The organism is Pantoea sp. SM3, from assembly GCF_000963995.1.
Taxonomy (GTDB): Bacteria; Pseudomonadota; Gammaproteobacteria; order Enterobacterales; family Enterobacteriaceae; genus Pantoea; species Pantoea rwandensis_B.
This window is the reverse complement of sequence record NZ_JZRD01000005.1, coordinates 19,900-39,593: the sequence shown is the minus strand read 5'-3', so window position 1 is coordinate 39,593 and position 19,694 is coordinate 19,900. Positions and strand designations below refer to the sequence as shown.

At 53.9% G+C, this 19,694-nt stretch carries 19 protein-coding genes; 3 read left to right on the top strand and 16 right to left on the bottom strand.

The annotated features are described in order from the left end of the window. Window positions 1-241: 241 nt before the first annotated feature. The 14 genes from ptsG to yceD form a co-directional block, all read right to left on the bottom strand. On the bottom strand, window positions 242-1,675 hold the full coding sequence (gene ptsG, locus VI01_RS02480; RefSeq protein WP_045813871.1) for a PTS glucose transporter subunit IIBC: 1,434 nt from the start codon (window positions 1,673-1,675) through the stop codon (window positions 242-244). 283 nt (window positions 1,676-1,958) lie between these two features. Next, entirely contained in the window at window positions 1,959-2,750 is a 792-nt protein-coding gene (locus tag VI01_RS02475; RefSeq protein WP_034830707.1) for a metal-dependent hydrolase, read from the bottom strand. 17 nt (window positions 2,751-2,767) lie between these two features. Beyond that, window positions 2,768-3,757, bottom strand: coding sequence for a DNA polymerase III subunit delta' (gene holB / locus VI01_RS02470; protein ID WP_045813870.1), 990 nt, complete (start codon window positions 3,755-3,757; stop codon window positions 2,768-2,770). After that, a complete protein-coding gene (tmk, locus tag VI01_RS02465; RefSeq protein ID WP_045813869.1) occupies window positions 3,754-4,389 on the bottom strand; it encodes a dTMP kinase in 636 nt (211 codons plus the stop codon). Before tmk ends, holB begins: the two co-directional genes overlap by 4 nt. Continuing rightward, the gene (gene mltG, locus VI01_RS02460; protein ID WP_045813868.1) at window positions 4,379-5,398 is read right to left on the bottom strand and encodes an endolytic transglycosylase MltG; all 1,020 of its coding nucleotides are present in this window, start codon (window positions 5,396-5,398) and stop codon (window positions 4,379-4,381) included. The genes tmk and mltG overlap by 11 nt, the downstream gene beginning before the upstream one ends. Beyond that, a complete protein-coding gene (gene pabC, locus VI01_RS02455) occupies window positions 5,395-6,207 on the bottom strand; it encodes an aminodeoxychorismate lyase (protein WP_045813867.1) in 813 nt (270 codons plus the stop codon). Before pabC ends, mltG begins: the two co-directional genes overlap by 4 nt. Before the next feature lie 122 nt (window positions 6,208-6,329). Then, window positions 6,330-7,571, bottom strand: coding sequence for a beta-ketoacyl-ACP synthase II (gene fabF / locus VI01_RS02450; RefSeq protein ID WP_034830699.1), 1,242 nt, complete (start codon window positions 7,569-7,571; stop codon window positions 6,330-6,332). An 86-nt stretch (window positions 7,572-7,657) separates the two neighbouring features. After that, a complete protein-coding gene (gene acpP / locus VI01_RS02445) occupies window positions 7,658-7,894 on the bottom strand; it encodes an acyl carrier protein (protein WP_007885774.1) in 237 nt (78 codons plus the stop codon). Window positions 7,895-8,047: 153 nt separating this feature from the next. Next, on the bottom strand, window positions 8,048-8,782 hold the full coding sequence (fabG, locus tag VI01_RS02440; RefSeq protein WP_045813866.1) for a 3-oxoacyl-ACP reductase FabG: 735 nt from the start codon (window positions 8,780-8,782) through the stop codon (window positions 8,048-8,050). Window positions 8,783-8,792: 10 nt separating this feature from the next. Continuing rightward, window positions 8,793-9,725 (bottom strand): ACP S-malonyltransferase, encoded by a 933-nt coding sequence (gene fabD / locus VI01_RS02435; RefSeq protein ID WP_045813865.1) that lies wholly within the window; start codon window positions 9,723-9,725, stop codon window positions 8,793-8,795. A gap of 16 nt (window positions 9,726-9,741) precedes the next feature. Next, window positions 9,742-10,695 carry a beta-ketoacyl-ACP synthase III gene (locus VI01_RS02430; RefSeq protein WP_034830694.1) on the bottom strand — a complete coding sequence of 318 codons (954 nt, stop codon included), beginning with the start codon at window positions 10,693-10,695 and terminating at the stop codon, window positions 9,742-9,744. Beyond that, on the bottom strand, window positions 10,696-11,736 hold the full coding sequence (plsX, locus tag VI01_RS02425; RefSeq protein WP_045813864.1) for a phosphate acyltransferase PlsX: 1,041 nt from the start codon (window positions 11,734-11,736) through the stop codon (window positions 10,696-10,698). 27 nt (window positions 11,737-11,763) lie between these two features. Next, window positions 11,764-11,934, bottom strand: coding sequence for a 50S ribosomal protein L32 (gene rpmF, locus VI01_RS02420; RefSeq protein ID WP_007885783.1), 171 nt, complete (start codon window positions 11,932-11,934; stop codon window positions 11,764-11,766). Between the two features lie 14 nt (window positions 11,935-11,948). Further along, the gene (gene yceD, locus VI01_RS02415) at window positions 11,949-12,470 is read right to left on the bottom strand and encodes a 23S rRNA accumulation protein YceD (protein ID WP_034830691.1); all 522 of its coding nucleotides are present in this window, start codon (window positions 12,468-12,470) and stop codon (window positions 11,949-11,951) included. 143 nt (window positions 12,471-12,613) lie between these two features. Here yceD and VI01_RS02410 point away from each other — a divergent pair, with 143 nt between their 5' ends. Next, window positions 12,614-13,195, top strand: coding sequence for a nucleoside triphosphate pyrophosphatase (locus tag VI01_RS02410; RefSeq protein ID WP_197079556.1), 582 nt, complete (start codon window positions 12,614-12,616; stop codon window positions 13,193-13,195). A gap of 11 nt (window positions 13,196-13,206) precedes the next feature. Here the strand turns inward: VI01_RS02410 and rluC are convergent, their stop codons facing one another. Next, window positions 13,207-14,163 (bottom strand): 23S rRNA pseudouridine(955/2504/2580) synthase RluC, encoded by a 957-nt coding sequence (gene rluC / locus VI01_RS02405; protein WP_045813862.1) that lies wholly within the window; start codon window positions 14,161-14,163, stop codon window positions 13,207-13,209. Window positions 14,164-14,465: 302 nt separating this feature from the next. On the opposite strand from rluC, the gene VI01_RS25290 reads away from it, so the two are divergent. Together VI01_RS25290 and rne are read left to right on the top strand one after the other, a co-directional pair. Then, window positions 14,466-14,672 (top strand): hypothetical protein, encoded by a 207-nt coding sequence (locus VI01_RS25290; protein ID WP_141399045.1) that lies wholly within the window; start codon window positions 14,466-14,468, stop codon window positions 14,670-14,672. Window positions 14,673-14,736: 64 nt separating this feature from the next. Beyond that, window positions 14,737-18,234 (top strand): ribonuclease E, encoded by a 3,498-nt coding sequence (gene rne, locus VI01_RS02400; RefSeq protein ID WP_045813861.1) that lies wholly within the window; start codon window positions 14,737-14,739, stop codon window positions 18,232-18,234. A gap of 490 nt (window positions 18,235-18,724) precedes the next feature. Here the strand turns inward: rne and flgL are convergent, their stop codons facing one another. Next, window positions 18,725-19,690 carry a flagellar hook-associated protein FlgL gene (flgL, locus tag VI01_RS02395; protein ID WP_034830684.1) on the bottom strand — a complete coding sequence of 322 codons (966 nt, stop codon included), beginning with the start codon at window positions 19,688-19,690 and terminating at the stop codon, window positions 18,725-18,727. Between the last annotated feature and the right edge of the window lie 4 nt (window positions 19,691-19,694).

The following is a 19,694-nucleotide window of genomic DNA, read 5'->3' as shown; positions in this document are numbered from 1 at the left end:
AACCCTAATTTCTGACGGTGAGTCTGATAAATCCGATGAAGTACTGAGGTTTTTTCCAATACCGCACCTAAGGTGAGGTGCGAGGAAGCGGCGGCAGAGGAGTAAAGCGTCCCGCGACAGGGATGTCGCGGGCCGAGCCCCAGGGATGGTTTATGGCGTCTTTACGATCTGCCGCCGCTTCATCGCACAGGCTCGGCCACTGCCTTGACCTTGAGGTCAGCCTCAGACCGACCCCAACCCTTTACATATTACGAATATAATCATCCATCTCAGTTTTCAGGTTATCGGACTTAGTGCCGAAGATCGCCTGAACACCGGAACCGGCCACCACCACGCCACGCGCGCCGAGGTTTTTCAGTTCATTTTGATTCACTTTCGCCACATCCGCGACGCTCACACGCAAACGCGTAATACAGGCGTCGAGATTGGTGATGTTCTCTTTACCACCAAATGCAGTAACCAGTTTGCCTGCCATCTCGCTACCGGTGGCACTGCTCTGTTCCATTGCGGTGTCCTCACGTCCAGGTGTTTTCAGATTCAATTTCACAATCAATACACGGAAAACGGTGTAATAAATCAGGCCGTAAATGATACCGATAATCGGGAACAACCAGATCTTGCTGCTGTTACCGCTCAGCACCACAAAGTCAATCAGACCGTGTGAGAAGCTGGTGCCATCACGCATACCCAGCAGAATACAGATTGGGAATGCCAGACCCGCCAGAATCGCATGGATGACATACAGAATCGGCGCCACGAACATGAACGAAAATTCAATCGGTTCGGTGATACCGGTCAGGAACGAGGTCAGCGCGGCGGAGATCATAATGCCGCCCACTTTGGCGCGGTTTTCCGGCTTAGCCGAGTGCCAGATAGCAATCGCAGCCGCAGGCAGACCGTACATTTTAAACAGGAAGCCGCCAGAGAGTTTACCTGCGGTTGGATCGCCCGCCATATAGCGTGGGATATCACCGTGGAACACCTGACCTGCGGCGTTGGTGAACTCACCAATCTGCATCTGGAAAGGCACGTTCCAGATATGGTGCAGACCAAACGGCACCAGCGAACGCTCAACCACACCGTAAATGCCGAATGCCACCACCGGGTTCTGATAAGCCGCCCATTGTGAGAAATCCTGAATCGCGGTACCAATTGGTGGCCAGATAAAGGACAACACGATACCCGTGAAAATCGCGGTCAGACCGGAAATGATCGGTACAAAACGCTTACCGGCGAAGAAGCCAAGATATTCAGGCAGCTTGATGCGATAGAAACGGTTAAACATATACGCGGCGATCGAACCGGCAATGATCCCGCCCAGCACCCCGGTATCGGCAAGGTGTTTGGCCTCAATTTCCGCTGGCGGCAAGTGCAACACTAATGGTGCAACCACCGCCATGGTTTTCACCATGATGCCGTAAGCAACCACGGAAGCCAGCGCCGATACGCCATCGTTATTGGTAAAACCAAGCGCCACGCCAATCGCAAAGATCAGCGGCATGTTGGCGAACACGGAACCGCCCGCCTCCGCCATCACATGTGAAACCACAGCAGGCAACCAGCTGAAGTTAGCCGAACCAACACCTAATAAAATACCGGCAATCGGCAAAACCGATACCGGCAACATTAGCGATTTACCTACTTTTTGCAGGTTCGCAAATGCGTTCTTGAACATAGAAGCTCCTGAGTATGAGTGCATATTTGCGCAGTGCGCTGGCAAAGGGGGAGGATCCTTCACCGGGGTGACGCTGAGCGTCTTTTGATTTATTACGAAGAGTAAAATAAATCGATATTTGTTACTTTGACGGCTATCACGTTTCGCTCAAGACGAACGCTTGCTTTCTGTTATTTTTGACTGAATTGCCTGGAGAAACAGCAATAAATCACTGCCCGTGCCGCGTTATATGCCGCACAGGTCAGTGATTATGGATTTATTACAGAGTTTGAAATAAAGCGGATTAGCCGCCGAGTCGGCTCATTGGGACATGGAACAGACGCGAGAAGTTTTCTGTGGTGGCCGCGGCCAGGGTTTCGATATCAACACCTTTCAGCACAGCCATATAATCCGCGACATCGCGCGTAAAGGCAGGCTGGTTTTCTTTGCCACGATGCGGAACCGGCGCCAGATACGGCGAGTCGGTCTCTACCAGCATGCGATCCAGCGGCACGTAGCGCGCGGCATCACGAATCTGTTCAGCATTGCGGAAGGTCAAAATGCCGGAGAAGGAGATATAGAAGCCCATATCCAGCAACTGCGCCGCAGTCTCTTTATCTTCAGTAAAGCAGTGCAGTACGCCACCACACTTTTCCACCTGCTCTTCACGCAGGATCGCCAGCGTGTCTTCACGTGCATCACGAGTGTGTACGATGATCGGCTTATTCAGCGCGATGCCGGTACGGATGTGTTCACGGAACGAGGCTTGCTGCTGCGCTTTGGTCTCCTGCTGATAGAAGTAATCCAACCCGGTCTCGCCCAGTGCAATCACCTGCTCTTCAGCGGCCAGTCGACGAAACTCTTCGACATCGTACGGCGCTTCCTGATTCAACGGATGCACGCCGCACGCCAGAGCGATGTTTTCCCTGTCGCCGACCAGTTGCTTGATCTTGTAGTAATCCGGCAGCGTGGTGGCAATCGCCAGCATAAACTTCACGTCACGCGCTGCGGCTTTGGCGATCACATCGTCCAGATCGCGGTGCTGCTTCTCATAATCCAGGCCATCAAGATGGCAGTGCGAATCAACAATAAACATACTTCTCTCTTTTGCGCTTAGCCGACCGCCGAGGGCGACATTAAGCGTCCCCAGGCTAACAGGCGATCGGTCAAAATCAGTTCACGGTTCAGGGCGGCGACATGCAACAGTTGCTCACGACACTGCATCCACTGCTGGGCGCTGGCGTTGAGCGCGCTGCTGCTAAACTGCTGAGCCAGTTGCGATACGACATCAGGATGGTCGCCGTTGTTCAACCAGTTGCTGGCACCCTGCTGCACTTTCATGGCATCCACCAGTAATGAAATCAGCCAACTGAGACGCTCTGCCACATCGTCGCTGTTCAGCGCGGGCAGCAGTTGCAGTACATCGCTGTTCAACGCGCTGAGCAAGGTTTCACACAGCTTCTCACGTGCCTGCCAGCGCTCAGGCTGTAGCAGGGTCAACGCCGCAGCAGGTGCGCCATTGCTCAAGCGCAGAGCGGCTCGCAGTACTGGCTCGGATTGCGGCAACTGCTTCTGCAGCCATTGCAAACTGGGCAGCTCTTCCGGTGGGGAAAGATGCCATGTCATGCAACGGCTACGCAATGTTGCCAGCAAACGTGATGGCTCACGGACGCTGAGGAAAAACCAGCAGTTGGCAGGAGGCTCTTCCAGGGTTTTCAACAACGCATTGGCTGCGGCCTCAGTGAGCTGCGCCGCATCCGGCAACCAGACAATCTTTGCTCCGCCCTGCTGAGCAAAATGGTAGAGCTTCTCGGTGACGTCACGGACCGCATCAATACCCAGTGAAGATTTGCCTTTTTCTGCTTCCAGGCGATACCAGTCAGGATGCGTCTGCGCCTGCATCAGCTGGCAGCCGTGGCAATGGCCGCAGCTCTTCAAGCCTTCTGGATGTTGGCACATTAACCAGCGGCTAACACCCCACACTAACGCATCGTCACCCATGCCATTAATGGCCTGTATCAGCAAGGCATGGTGCGCCTGACCGCTTTGATGACGGCTGATAATCTGCCGATAGGGCTGATTCAGCCACGGATACCAGTTCATGCCGCCTGACCTGCCAGCCATTTCTGTAGCGCTGATTTAAGTGACGATGTCACCTCTTCAATATTTTGTGTCGCATCAATGGTTAAAATGGTGTCATCGCAGGCAGCCAACGCCAGATAACGGTCACGCGTGCGTTCAAAGAAACGCAGTGATTCCTGCTCAATACGATCGAGTTCCCCTCGAGCACGCGCGCGTTGCAGGCCAATTTCCGGTGTCACATCCAGGTATAGGGTCAAGTCCGGACGGAAGTCGCCCAATACCGCATCGCGCAGGGTGGTCATCAACTGCGTATCCAGGCCACGGCCACCGCCCTGGTAAGCCTGGGATGAGAGATCGTGACGGTCGCCAACCACCCAGGCGCCACGCGCTAATGCAGGCTTAATGACGTTCTCGACTAGTTGAACACGGGCAGCATACAGCATCAGCAATTCGGCTTTGTCAGTCACCTGTTCGCCATCAATTCCCTGCTTCACCAGCACGCGCAATTGTTCTGCCAGCGGCGTGCCGCCGGGCTCACGGGTGAACACCACATCGTCGATACCCTGCTCATGCAGCACCGCCACGATAGCATCACGCGCAGTGGTTTTGCCCGCGCCTTCAAGGCCTTCAATGACGATAAACTTACTTTTCATTTTTTTCCTTCATGGCCAGCCGATAGACCTGCACCGCTTTATTATGGCTGGCGAGATTGGTGGTAAAGGTATGTCCGCCTTTGCCATCCGCGACAAAATAGAGATAGTTGGTTTTTTCTGGATGCGCCGCCGCTTCCAGCGAGGCTCGACCTGGCATCGCGATAGGACCTGGCGGCAATCCGCTAATCGTGTAGGTATTGTAATCGGTCGGCGTTTCGAGGTCTTTACGCGTAATCGTACCGGTGTAGTTATCGCCCATACCGTAAATCACGGTTGGATCGGTTTGCAGCTTCATGCCGGTGCGCAAACGATTAATAAAGACCGAGGCAACGCGCGCGCGCTCTTCCGTCACGCCGGTCTCTTTTTCGATAATCGAGGCCATGGTGACCAGATCTTGCTCTTTTTTATAGGGCAGATTGTCCATCCGCCCCTGCCAGATCTCATCCACCAGTTTATTCATGCGCGTGTGCGCACGCTCCAACAGCGATACATCACTGGTGTTAGCCGTATACAAATAGGTGTCGGGGTAGAAAGCGCCCTCAAGCTGATTTGCATCCATTTTCAGCGCAGCGGCGACGGTCGCAAACTGATCGTCAGCTAGCGTATGTTTGATATAGGGCGCTTGACGCAGTTCGGCCAACCACTCCTTCAGGCGAGAACCCTCGACAAACCGCACCGGAAATTGCGCTTCTTTACCGCTGGCCAGCAACTGCAGCAGCTGCCTTACTGTCATATTGCTTTCCAGTCGGTAGGTTCCGGCTTTGAACTTCGCGAGCTCAGGCTCAAGTTTCAATAGCGGCCCAAACCAGATACTTTCCGGAATGATGTGCTGGCTTTCCAGTTGCGCTTCCAGCACGACCCGACCACTACCTGCGGGCAATGTGTAGATCGTTTCCTGATTAATAGTCAAAGGGGTATCGGCTAAACGTTCAATCTGCCAATAACTCAATGCCGCCGCGAGGCCGGCAATCGCCACAGCGCTGGCGAGTATTTTTTTCATTCGGGTCATGATGCTTCCATCTTCTGGCAACTGTTATACAGCTGCTGGTACAGCGTGCGTGCGGTGAACGAAACATCGTCAATTTTCCGCACAGGTAAAACCGGCATCAGGGCATTGCAGATCACCACTTCATCGGCGTTCAGCACATCGTCCCTGCTTCCTTCAATCAACTGACAAGCCTGGCCTTCCGACGCCATCTTCGCCATCAGATAACGGCGCATAATGCCATCGACACCCGCTTGCTCAAGACGCGGCGTGAAAACCTGATCGCCTTTGCGCCAGAATAAATTGGCCGCACAGCATTCCACCACCGTCCCTGCAGTGTCAAGCACCAGCGCCTCATCAGCATCGGTGTGGTCGAGCTGCTGACGGATCAGCACCTGTTCCAGTCGGTTAAGATGTTTGAGGCCGGCGAGCAGTGAATTACGCGCCAGTCTCACGGGGCTGGTTATCAGCGCTGCACCCTGCTGCTGCAAAGTGGTGTAGTGTTGCGGCCACGGCGAAAGGGAGAGGATGCGCGTCGGGGTTGTGCAACCGGTTCGGCTATATCCCCGTCCACCGACACCTGGCGTCAGAATCACTTTTAAAACCGACTGGGTTTGACCATTGGCGGCATGCTGCATCTCCTCGGCCAGCTGCGCCATATCCGGTAAGGGAATGAATAAACGCTCACAGCCTTCCTGCAATCGCTGCAAATGGGCGTTCATCAGTTGTATCTTGCCTGCCACTACCGCAGCAGTGGTAAAACAGCCATCACCAAACTGCACCGCGCGATCGCGCGCAGAAAGTTCGAACTGCTCTACGCCGTTTATCCACATACCGCTCACCTTTGGCTGCCCTGCCAGTCTGAATACCACTGACAGCGGTAAGAATCCACGTCACTGCGTGACAAAATATAAAAAAGGCCCGCATTGCGGGCCTCTGTTTGGCTGGGTAAAGCTTATACCTTGCGGAAGATCAGCGAGCCGTTGGTGCCGCCAAATCCGAAGGAGTTACACAGCGTGTACTCCAGTCCGCTCACCTGACGTGCTGTATGCGGCACGAAGTCGAGGTCACAACCTTCATCTGGGTTATCCAGGTTGATGGTTGGCGGTACCGCCTGGTCGCGCAGCGCCAGAATCGAATAAATCGCTTCTACTGCGCCTGCTGCGCCCAGCAAGTGCCCAGTCATGGATTTGGTAGAACTCACCATCACGCTGTGAGCCGCTGCACCAAATACAGACTTGACCGCCTGAGCTTCAGCTTTGTCACCCGCTGGCGTTGAGGTGCCATGCGCGTTGACGTAGCCAATCTGTTCAGCGTTCAGCTGCGCATCACGCAATGCATTCACCATCGCTGCTGCAGCACCTGAACCATCCTCCGGCGGAGACGTCATGTGGTAAGCATCGCTGCTCATGCCGAAACCGATGATTTCAGCATAAATTTTCGCACCGCGCTTTTTCGCATGCTCGTACTCTTCCAGCACCACAATGCCTGCACCATCACCCAACACGAAACCATCACGGTCTTTATCCCACGGACGGCTTGCCGCCTGAGGATTATCGTTATTGGTTGAGAGCGCACGTGCAGCACCAAAGCCACCCACACCCAGCGGGGTACTGGCTTTTTCAGCACCACCGGCCAGCATGACATCGGCGTCGTTGTACGCAATGATACGCGCAGCATGACCAATGTTGTGCACACCTGAAGTACAAGCGGTTGCAATAGAAATGCTTGGACCTTTCAGACCGTACATGATGGTCAGATGACCTGCCACCATATTAACAATGGTAGAAGGAACAAAGAACGGGCTGATTTTGCGCGGACCGCCGTTAACCAGTGAACTGTGGTTGTCTTCAATCAAACCCAGTCCGCCGATGCCGGAACCGATAGCTGCGCCGATGCGACCGGCATTCTCATCAGTTACGACCAGACCGGAGTCCGCCATAGCCTGAATACCAGCAACAATGCCGTATTGGATGAAGTCATCCATCTTGCGCTGATCTTTGCGCGAGATGAATTCATCGCAATTAAAATCTCTTACTAAGCCCGCAAAGCGTGTTGCGTAGGCACTAGTATCAAAATGGTCGATCAGGCTGATGCCGCTCTGACCGGCAAGGAGAGCACTCCAGGTAGACTCTACGGTATTGCCGACAGGAGACAACATGCCAAGACCAGTCACAACTACACGACGCTTAGACACGTACGTCCTCCAGGGAGGGAAAAAATAACGCTATGTGGGGCAAACATAAAACTCAGGCGGTCGAGGTGACCGCCTGAAGATATTCATTAGCCTTGGTGGCTATTGATGTAATCGATCGCTGCCTGAACGGTAGTGATTTTCTCAGCTTCTTCGTCTGGAATTTCAGTATCAAACTCTTCTTCCAGAGCCATTACCAGCTCAACGGTGTCAAGAGAATCTGCACCCAGGTCTTCAACGAAAGAAGCAGTGTTAATCACTTCGTCTTCTTTAACACCCAGCTGCTCAGCTACGATTTTCTTAACGCGTTGTTCGATATCGCTCATACTATTTAATTTCCTATCAAAACTCGCTTTCGCGATGGTTTTCGTAGTGTATAAAATGTTGAAAAAGATGCAACAAAATCCCGGCTGGTCGAACCACGATTTTGCGCTATTCTGCGGTGTTTACCGCAGATAATGCAAATGTTTTCGTGATTATCAGACCATGTACATGCCGCCATTGACGTGGAGCGTCTCACCCGTGATGTAAGAGGCTTCGTCAGAGGCTAAGAATGCAACAGCATTGGCAATCTCCTGCGGGTCGCCTAAACGACCTGCCGGCACTTCTGCCAAAATGCCCGAGCGCTGATCTTCGTTCAGTGCACGCGTCATGTCCGTCTCAATAAAGCCCGGAGCCACGACGTTTACGGTAATGCCACGTGACGCGACTTCTCGCGCCAGTGATTTGCTAAAGCCAATCAAACCAGCTTTTGCTGCCGCATAGTTTGTTTGACCCGCGTTACCCATGGTTCCAACTACAGAACCGATGGTAATGATACGGCCCACGCGTTTTTTCATCATGGCACGCATAACCGCCTTAGAAAGACGGAAGACAGATGTCAGGTTGGTATCGAGGATATCCGCCCACTCATCGTCCTTCATGCGCATCAACAGATTGTCACGCGTAATGCCTGCATTATTGACTAAAATGTCCACTTCGCCAAATTCAGCGCGAACTTTCTCGAGCACGCTCTCAATAGAGGTCGCATCGGTCACGTTCAACAGCAGACCTTTGCCGTTATCGCCGAGGTAAGCACTGATTGCTTCCGCACCGCTTTCGCTGGTGGCGGTGCCCACCACTTTCGCACCGCGCGCAACCAGCGTTTCCGCGATTGCACGGCCAATGCCGCGGCTTGCGCCAGTCACCAGCGCTACTTTACCTTCAAAGCTCATGTTTTTCCTCTTATTCCTGTGTAAGCGCAGCAGACAGTGAAGCAGAATCGTTCACGGCTGCAGCGGTCAGGCTATCCACAATACGTTTGGTCAGACCGGTCAGGACTTTACCTGGACCGATCTCCAGCAACTGGCCAACGCCTTGGGTGGCAATAAATTCAACAGCTTCGGTCCAGCGCACCGGGCTATACAACTGGCGAACCAGTGCACTACGAATCGCAGCGGCATCGGTTTCACACTTGACGTCTACGTTATTAACGACAGGCACAGTCGGTGCATTGAAAGTGATGCTTTCCAGTGCCACAGCCAGTTTATCTGCTGCAGGCTTCATCAACGCGCAATGCGAAGGAACGCTCACCGGTAATGGCAACGCACGCTTGGCACCGGCCGCTTTACAGGCAGCACCTGCACGCTCAACCGCTTCTTTGTTACCCGCGATGACCACCTGGCCTGGCGAGTTGAAGTTCACCGGTGAAACCACCTGACCTTGCGCGCTTTCTTCGCACGCTTTACGGATAGACTCATCGTCGAGTCCGATGATTGCCTGCATGGCGCCGGTCCCTTCAGGAACCGCTTCCTGCATCAGTTTGCCGCGTAATTCGACTAACTTGATCGCGTCCGCAAAGTTCAATACGCCAGCACACACCAGCGCAGAGTATTCACCCAGGCTATGGCCGGCCATCAGCGTAGGCTGCGGGCCATTTTTGCTCTGCCAGACGCGATAAATCGCGACGGAAGCCGCCAGCAACGCAGGTTGCGTCTGCCAGGTCTTATTCAGTTCTTCAGCTGGACCTTGTTGTACCAACTGCCATAAGTCATATCCCAGTGCGTCAGAAGCTTCACGGAAAGTGGCTTCAACCTGCGGGTTTTCCACAGCCAGATCGGCCAACATGCCGACGGTCTGTGAGCCCTGTCCTGGGAAAACAAAAGCAAATTGTGTCATCTGTCGTTCCTGTCAATCAAAAGCGAACCAGCGCAGAACCCCAGGTGAAACCACCACCAAAGGCTTCCAGCAAAATCAGTTGGCCAGGCTTGATACGGCCATCTCGCACCGCTTCATCCAGTGCACTTGGCACCGAAGCCGCTGAAGTGTTGCCATGACGATCCAGCGTCACCACCACTTTTTCCATGCCCATGCCGAGCTTTCTGGCTGTTGCGCTGATAATGCGCAGGTTGGCCTGATGTGGCACCAGCCAATCGAGCATTTCGCGATCAAGGTTGTTGGCTTGCAGCGTCTCGTCCACGATATGGGCAAGCTCGGTCACAGCGACTTTAAAGACTTCATTACCGGCCATCGTGAGATAGGCTGGTTCATCCTGATGTTCACGATCCTGATACGGCAGCGTCAACAGCTTGCCATAACGACCATCAGCATGCAGATGCGTTGACAGGATACCCGGCTCTTCACTTTGACCCAGCACCACAGCGCCAGCGCCGTCACCAAACAGGATGATGGTGCCACGATCGTTAGGATCGAGGGTGCGGGCTAAGACGTCCGCACCGATCACCAGCGCGTGTTTGACCACACCGTTTTTGATGTATTGATCGGCAACACTTAGTGCATAAGTGAAACCTGCACAGGCAGCAGCCAGATCGAAAGAAGCGCAGTCATTAATTTCCAGCATCTGCTGGATCATGCACGCTGAACTTGGGAAGGCATGGCTGGAAGAGGTGGTCGCCACAATAATCAGGCCGACATCGCTGGCCGCAACGCCCGCCATCTCTAGCGCGCGCTGTGCAGCCGCAAAGCCCATAGTGGCAACCGTTTCATCTGGCGCGGCAATGCGGCGCTCACGGATACCGGTACGCGTGACAATCCACTCGTCCGAAGTCTCCACCATTTTTTCCAGATCCGCATTGGAGCGAACCTGCTCAGGCAAATAGCTGCCCGTACCGATAATTTTGGTAAACATCTACGCTTTGTCACTCCTGGCTAATACAGCGTCAAGGCGCGCCGCAATCCTCTCTGGGACTTGCCTGCGCACCGCCTGCTCTGCCTGCTCTATCGCCACGGCAAACGCACGTTGATTCGCCGCACCGTGGCTTTTGATCACTGTTCCGCGCAATCCTAACAGACAAGCGCCATTGTACTGGTCGGGGTTGAGATGGCCGAAACGTTTAGCCAGACGCTTTTGCAGCCAGCGCCCTACCCATTTCAGCCACCATGCCCGTTTTTTCCCATCCTCTGACGACTTGAGCAGAGAAAGAAACATTCTTACCACGCCTTCCATGGTTTTAAGCGTGACATTTCCCACGAAGCCATCACAGACCAGCACATCCGTCTTGCCGGTGAGGAGATCATTCCCCTCAAGATAACCAATATAGTTGATTTGCGGCGTCTCCCGCAGAACCGCAGATGCTGTGCGAATCGTTTCCAGCCCCTTGGTCTCTTCCTGCCCAATGTTGAGCAACGCGACACGCGGTCTGTCGATTTCCAGCACTTCCTCAGCCATGACAGCGCCCATGATGGCAAACTGCACCAACATATCGCTATCCGATTCCACATTTGCGCCGAGATCCAGCACCACCGTTTTACCCTGCTGCTGATGCGGCAGAACGGTCATCAACGCCGGACGCTCAATGCCATCCAGCGGCTTCAACAACATTTTTGCCAGCCCCATTAACGCGCCGGTGTTGCCTGCACTGATACAGGCTTGCGCGTTACCCTCTTTCACCAGTTCGAGTGCCACACGCATCGAGCTGCCGCGGCTGTTCCGAATGGCTTGTGAAGGCTTGGCATCACTTGCAATAACCGATTCGGCAGGGATAACCTGCACACGCCCCAGTAACGAGGAATCCGCTTTGGCAAGAAATGACGAGATGATGTCGGGATCACCGACCAGAAGAAGAACCAGATTCGTATGAGAGGCCAGTGCCTGCAAGGATGCAGGCACTGTCACGCAGGGACCGAAATCCCCGCCCATGGCATCAACTGCCAGGGTCAAACGTGTCAAGGTATCGCCTTGCGTAACCGCAAAGAATTACTTGGTGATAACCTTGCGACCGCGGTAGTAACCATCCGCAGTGATATGGTGACGCAGATGAGTTTCACCAGAAACTTTATCTACTGACAGAGCTGCGGTGGTCAGCGCATCGTGCGAACGACGCATACCACGCTTAGAACGGGTTGGTTTATTCTGTTGTACGGCCATGGACCTTACTCCTATTACTTACGCTTTAAACTGGCTAATACGGCAAAGGGATTTGGTTTTTCTGCCTCTTCAGGCAACTTGCCAAATACCATGTCCGCGTCGGACACTTCACAGTGTTCAGAATCATGCACCGGAACTACAGGCAGCGCGAGGATGAGTTCATCTTCGATAACTGCCAGCAAGTCGATTTCGCCGAAATCATTGATATCAACTGGCTCGTAAGCTTCCGGCAGTGCCTCGGCCTGCTCATCAGAAGAGACAGGACTGAAGCAATAGCTTACGTGAACAGCATGCGGGAATGACTGGTTGCAGCGTTGACACGACAATGTCACCTGCACATCAGCTGTTCCTTGCAGAACCGCTAAGCGCTGGTTGTCAATCGCAAACGACATGGTGCATTCCACATCACTGTCCACACTCACGACCGTTTCGGCCAGGCGCGCCACCAATTCAGGTGCATACACACCTTGGTAATCAAGGCGCTTTTGCGCGGCGCGGGCCAGATCGATCGTCAGGGGTAATTTTACCTTTTGCATAGGGCGCGCATATTAACTTTGTAACGTCATAGAGTCAAAGAAAAAGGCCGGTTTACAGCATCTTTCACCCGTTAGTCGCATCCAGTGCGGCGCATAGTTTAAAATGCCTGTCATCTTTACGCTATCTATTCTGAAAAAAAATCATGACACCGTTAATTTTGGCCTCCACCTCCCCATTCCGTCAGGCCTTGTTGAGTAAGCTTGGCCTGTCTTTTATTGCCGTTGCGCCCGATTGCGACGAGACGCCGCAACCGAACGAAACCGCACCGCAATTAGTGCAACGCTTAGCACTGGCTAAAGCCCAGGCGCTAGCCACTCAGCATCCACAAAGCTGGATCATTGGTTCCGATCAGGTCTGCGTGCTTGATGGCAACATCACCGGAAAACCGCATACGGTAGAGAATGCCTGCCGACAACTGGATGCGGCCAGCGGCAAAGTGATTACGTTTTATACCGGGCTCGCCCTGATTCAGCCACAAACAGCACAACAGCTGGTGGTTTGTGAACCGTTCAACGTACATTTTCGTCATCTAAGCCAGGAAGAAATTCGTCACTATGTGGAAAAAGAGCAGCCGTTGAATTGTGCGGGCAGCTTTAAAAGCGAAGGTATGGGAATTTGCTTGTTTGAGCGGCTGGAGGGGCGCGATCCCAATACGCTGATTGGATTACCGCTGATAGCGTTAAATAAGATGCTGATTAAAGTGGGCATCAACGCGCTGGGTTGATGCCCGGAAAATCAGGCTTTTTTCTGACGCAGCTGCGCCAGGCAGTGTTTCAGTGCATTATCCAGCGGCGCTTCCATTCGCAGGACTTCCCCGGTATTCGGATGGGTAAAGGTCAGCGCTGCAGCATGCAGGAACAACCTCGCCAGGCCCGTTGATGCGAGCTGACGATCAAAGTCCCGATCGCCATAGCGATCGTCAAAGGCGATAGGATGGCCACCATGCAGCGTGTGCACACGGATCTGGTGCGTGCGCCCGGTCACCGGACTGGCTTTCACCAGGGTGGCGAATCCAAAACGCTCTTCCACTTTGAAACGGGTTTCGGATGGCTTGCCTTCCGCACTGACGCGCACCACGCGCTCACCGCTTTGCAAAATATTTTTCAGCAACGGTGCCTGCACCACTTTCAAATGTGAAGGCCAGTCACCGCGCACCAGCGCCAGATAATCTTTCTGCATGCCTTTTTCACGTAACTGCTCGTGCAGCGAACGCAGCGCAGAACGTTTTTTTGCCACCAGCAAAATACCGGAAGTATCACGGTCAAGACGATGAACCAGTTCGAGGAAACGGGCTTCAGGACGCAGCGCGCGCAGGCCTTCAATCACACCAAAGCTAAGACCGCTACCACCATGTACGGCGGTACCCGATGGCTTGTTCAGCACCAGCAGATGATCGTCTTCATACAGAATGGCGTTCGCCAGCGCGGCAACCTTATCGAGTTTCGGTGATACTGCTTGCTCTTCACGCTCGGCCACGCGCACCGGAGGAATACGGACTTCATCCCCCGCCTGTAGTTTGTATTCGGGTTTCACGCGCCCTTTATTTACGCGCACCTCGCCTTTACGCAAGATGCGATAAATCATACTTTTCGGCACGCCCTTGAGCTGAGTGCGCAAAAAGTTATCGATACGTTGTTCGGCATTTTCAGCCGTAATGGCGACATAAAGTACGCCGGGATTCTCTGTTTTCATGGCGGCGATTCTAAATAGTGTCCCTGGATAGCGCCACCCCTTTTTCTGTGCTTAACTCTCTCTTTGTCGCTCCGGAAAAAGGCCATAATGATGACTTTTTCACCGATGCGATGTTAAGCCCTGCAAATGAACAGGTTAAGGATGCACAAACTTCACAGCTCGGCAAAAGTCGCCTTGCTATATGTGAGTGAGCAATGGAATAATGCAGGGGTTTCTGCCCTGGAAAAATTCAGGCAGGAAAAAAGAGCGAAATAAGTCATTTTGCCGGATTGAACGGACACGCAGCAATGGCGTAAGACGTAATGTTAAATCAGGCACTTAGCGGGCTGCGGGTTGCAGCCTGGACGACAGACTGGGATGTGTGGATTTCTGAATTTTCTATAGCTATTCCACCTTCAGGCGCTGTTTTTCCTTATGAAAAACAGGCCACCGACAAGATTTGCGCCCCTTTAGCCGACGACAGCCGTGAGGTTGACGTCAGTGCATTAAGACACGGGGCCATCGGTTGATTCTCGTCCAGGGTAACGATGCCCGCAGCTACATCACTCATGTGAGAATAACGAGTAAGTCACGATGAAAAGAATGTTAATTAACGCATCTCAGCAGGAAGAGTTGCGCGTTGCCCTTGTTGACGGCCAACGTCTGTACGATCTGGATATCGAAAGCCCCGGACACGAGCAGAAAAAAGCCAATATCTACAAAGGTAAAATCACCCGTGTTGAACCCAGCCTTGAAGCGGCATTTGTCGATTACGGTGCTGAACGTCACGGTTTCCTCCCTCTGAAAGAAATTTCCCGCGAATACTTCCCTGCTAATTACAACGCACACGGCCGTCCAAACATCAAAGAGGTGTTGCGTGAAGGTCAGGAAGTTATCGTGCAAATCGATAAAGAGGAGCGTGGAAATAAAGGTGCGGCCTTAACCACCTTCATTTCTCTGGCCGGTAGCTATTTAGTCCTGATGCCGAATAACCCGCGTGCCGGGGGTATTTCCCGCCGTATCGAAGGTGACGATCGTACCGAACTGAAAGAAGCGCTGTCCGCACTGGAACTGCCAGACGGCATGGGCTTGATCGTGCGTACCGCAGGCGTTGGCAAATCTGCCGAATCGCTGCAGTGGGACCTGAGTTTCCGACTGAAGCACTGGGAAGCGATCAAAAAAGCTGCGGATAGCCGCCCTGCCCCATTCCTGATCCACCAGGAAAGCAACGTCATCGTGCGTGCCTTCCGAGACTATCTGCGTCAGGATATTGGTGAGATTCTCATTGATAACCCGAAAGTACTGGAGCTGGCGCGTCAGCATATTGCTGCGCTCGGCCGCCCGGACTTCAGCAGCAAAATCAAACTGTACACCGGTGAAATCCCGCTGTTCAGCCACTACCAAATTGAGTCGCAGATTGAATCTGCATTCCAGCGTGAAGTGCGCTTGCCTTCCGGTGGCTCGATTGTTATCGACAGCACCGAAGCGCTGACCGCCATCGATATCAACTCCGCCCGTGCAACACGCGGTGGCGACATCGAAGAGACGGCCTTCAATACTAACCTCGAAGCGGCTGATGAAATCGCTCGTCAGTTGCGCCTGCGCGACCTCGGCGGCCTGATCGTCATCGACTTCATCGACATGACACCGGTTCGACACCAGCGCGCGGTTGAAAACCGTCTGCGTGAAGCGGTTCGTCAGGATCGTGCACGCATTCAAATCAGTCACATTTCACGTTTCGGTCTGCTGGAAATGTCGCGTCAGCGTCTTAGCCCATCATTGGGTGAATCCAGCCATCACGTCTGCCCACGTTGTAGCGGCACCGGCACCATCCGTGATAACGAATCGCTCTCGCTGTCTATCTTGCGTCTGATTGAAGAAGAAGCGCTGAAAGACAACACCAAAGAAGTGCATGCGATTGTACCTGTGCCCGTCGCCTCTTACCTGCTGAACGAAAAACGTGATGCAGTCAGTGCGATCGAGAAACGCCAGGGTGGCGTGCGTGCCATCATCGTGCCAAACGATCAGATGGAAACGCCACATTACTCTGTGCTGCGCGTGCGCAAAGGCGAAGAGACGCAGACACTGTCTTACCACCTGCCGAAACTGCATGAAGCCGAGATGGCGCTGCCTTCGGAAGAAGAGCATGCCGAACGTCGTCGTCCTGAGCAGCCAGCTCTGGCCGCCTTTGTGATGCCTGATGCGCCGCCTGCGCCGGTTGAAGTGGAGAAAGAGAGCCGTTCTGCGGTTAAAGCGGATGCAAAACCAGCAGCAGCTGCCGCGGCGCCTGCCGTTGCCAGCACTGGCTTTGTCGCTCGCCTGTTGGGCGGTTTGAAAAAACTGTTTGCTGGCGATGCACCTGCTGCTGCACCTGTTGAAGCTAAACCAGAAGAGAAAGCCGCTGAAAGTGAGAACAATCAGCAGCGTGGTGACCGCCGCAACAACCGTCGTAGCAATAATCGTCGCGATCGCACTCCGCGCAACGGTGAAAATGCTCAGGGTCGCGAAGGCCGTGAACCGCGTGAAGCTCGTGAGCCACGCGAATCGCGTGAACCACGTGAAGCCCGCGAGCCGCGTGACAATCAGGACAATCGCCGTAACAAGCGTCAGAACGAGCCTCGTGGTGAACGTCCAGCGCTGACCGATGAGCAGCTGCAGCAGCGTGATGAGCAGCAGCAACAGCGTCGTGAGCAGCGTGCTGAACGCCAGCGTCGTCGTCAGGATGAGAAACGTAATCAGCAGCAGGATCAGAAAGTCGCTGAAGCCGTTGCTCAGACCGATATCGCTGATGAAAACGTTGCGCAGGAAGAAGAGCGTGTGCAGGTCATGCCACGTCGTAAACAGCGTCAACTGACCCAGCGCGTGCGTGTGGGTGATACCGGCGAAGTGGCGGCAGCTAACCCGGCACCCGCAGCCACTGAAGCGGTTGTAGAAAATGCACAGCGCGCTGCATTCAATGAGCAATCTGAAGTCGCTCAGGATGAACAGGATGATAACGAGAACCGTGATAGCGCCAACATGCCGCGTCGCTCACGTCGTTCACCACGTCATCTGCGCGTGAGCGGCCAACGTCGTCGTCGCTATCGTGATGAGCGTTACCCAACGCAATCAGCCATGCCGCTGGAATCGGCTGCGTCTTCTCCAGAGATGGCATCCGGCAAGGTCTGGATTACCTACCCGGTTGCCCAGGCCCACGATCAGTTCTCCTCTCAGGAAGCGCTGAACGAAATGCCAGATTACAGCTATCAACATACCGGTGAAGCGGACGCACTGCCGGTTGCGGCAGCAGCAGAACAGGTTGCTCAGCCAGCAGCGCAAGAGGCTGTTCATCAGTCTGAGCCACAGGCACATACTGAAGTGCCAGTGGTGAACACCGATGATCTGACCCCAATCGCTGCGCCTGTCAACGAAGAGCCTGCCGTGATTTCTGCCGCTGTTGAGCAGATTGCACAACAAACCGCTGCTGAAGCCGTACCGGCCGATGAAGTGACAACGGCACCGGCTGAAACTGCCATCACTAATGAAGTCGAAGATGTTCAGGCTGACGTCGCACCGGCTGCGGATGTTGCTGCTGCATCGTCTGAAATGGCACCTGCTGCTGAAGTGGCGCCTGCATCGACTGAAACGGTTTCTGCTACTGAAGTGACACCGGCTGAAGCGGTTCCTGCTGCGGAAACTGCCGCACCACAGGCAAGCGAAGCAGTTGTAGCAGCAGCGCAAGCGCCTGCTGAAGTTGAGCCTGCTGTTGCAGCGGCTGAGCAAGCGCCTTCTGAAGTTGAGCCAGCTGTTGCAGCGCAAGTGGAAGAAGTACTGGCTACACCAGTTGCTGCTGAAGCGCCTGCTGCACCGGTGACTGAACCGCATGCGCCTGTTGCTGCACGTGACACCGCAGTGAGCAACGCTGAAACCCGCTGGAAGCATCACGCCACGGCGCCGATGACCAAAGCACCTGCTCCGGCATGGGAGCCAGAAGTCGTTCGTCACAGCGATTGGGTTCGCCCACCGTTTGACTTTGAAGGCCGTGGTTCTGCGGGCGGCCATAGCGCCACGCATCAGGCGACGGCACCGGCAACACGTCCGGAAAGCGTTTAAGTCTTAGTCGCTAATCAGCATTAACAAAACCCCGACTGGTTCGGGGTTTTTTATTGCCTGTTGATCCTGCTCTTTCGCAGCATTAGGTGGTGATCTGGCAGAGTACACAAAAAGACCGCTGCACCGCATTAGGCAGGTGCGAAGAGGTAGTGAACTGGCAGATGACACAAACAGAGCGCTGCTTCGCATGAGGCAGGTCTGAAGAGGTAGTGAACTGGCAGATGACACAAACAGACCGCTGCTCCGCAGGAGACAGGTGCGAAGAGGTAGTGAACTGACAGATGACACAAACAGAGCGCTGCTCCGCATGAGGCAGGTGCGAAGAGGCGGTGATCTGGCAGAGTATGCAAACAGATCACTGCTCCGCATGAGGCAGGCGAGATGAACTGTGCGACGAAATGACAGGCAAAAAAAATCCCACGGCCCCAAAAGGCAGTGGGAGAAACTAAGCGCGCCCGGTTTAAGCACGCTCAAATTTTCAAGTCAGATCTTATGAATTCAGCTGGAACAGTGACATCTTCGACATATCAGTGAAAGTCTTGTAAGACGCTTGCAGTGCTGTCTGTTGCATGGTGTAACTGGAAATGGCGGAGGTGTAATCGACATCCACCAAATCACTCATTTGCGAGGTCATAATAGTATCGCGATCGTCACCCTGCGCATTCAGCGTGTCGAGCTCTGACAACTGTGTACCGACTGCAGAACGCACGGTCAAAACATTGTTCAGAGAATTACTGAGGCCACGGTTGGTTTTATCCATCGCATCCTGGAACGTTTGTTTGGTCGCATCATCCGCATTGTCTTGTGGCACTTTGAGGGCCGCAATGGCACTGTCGAGCATATTAAAGACATTGGTCTCGCTCGCCGTTCCATCTGGCTCAGCTTTCGCATTGCTGGTAATCGACATGAACACAGAAGATCCCGTGCTGCTCACATCCATTGTGCGGCCATCATCGACTTTCTGCGTGATAGCCTGATCGCCGCCCACATAGCTCACGCCAGTGCCGGCAGTATCGGTGAATGGCGCCGTATCGGTTTTGTATCCGGCAAAGATATAGCGACCATTACCATCCTGGCTGTTGGCCTGATTGAGCAATTGGGCGCGAATACCTTCCAGCTGGGTGGCGATAGAGGCACGGTCATCATCGCTAAGTGTGCCGGTAGAGCCATAAACAATCAGGGTTTGTGCATCCTGAATGCTACTGGTCGCGCCTTTAAGCGCATTCTCTTCCATCGACAAGCTTTGATCCGCGAAACTACGCGCTGTCGCATATTGGGTACTTTTCGCTTGAGACTGCGACAGCACCACGGCACGAGAGGCCGCAATCGGATCATCCGATGGGTTGTTAACACGACGACCACTGGAAAGCTGTTCGCCCACTTTTAACCAGGAAGATTGCGAGTCAGTAATCCCGCGCACCTGCTGGTCAAAAATCATATTGGTACTAAGACGCATGGTT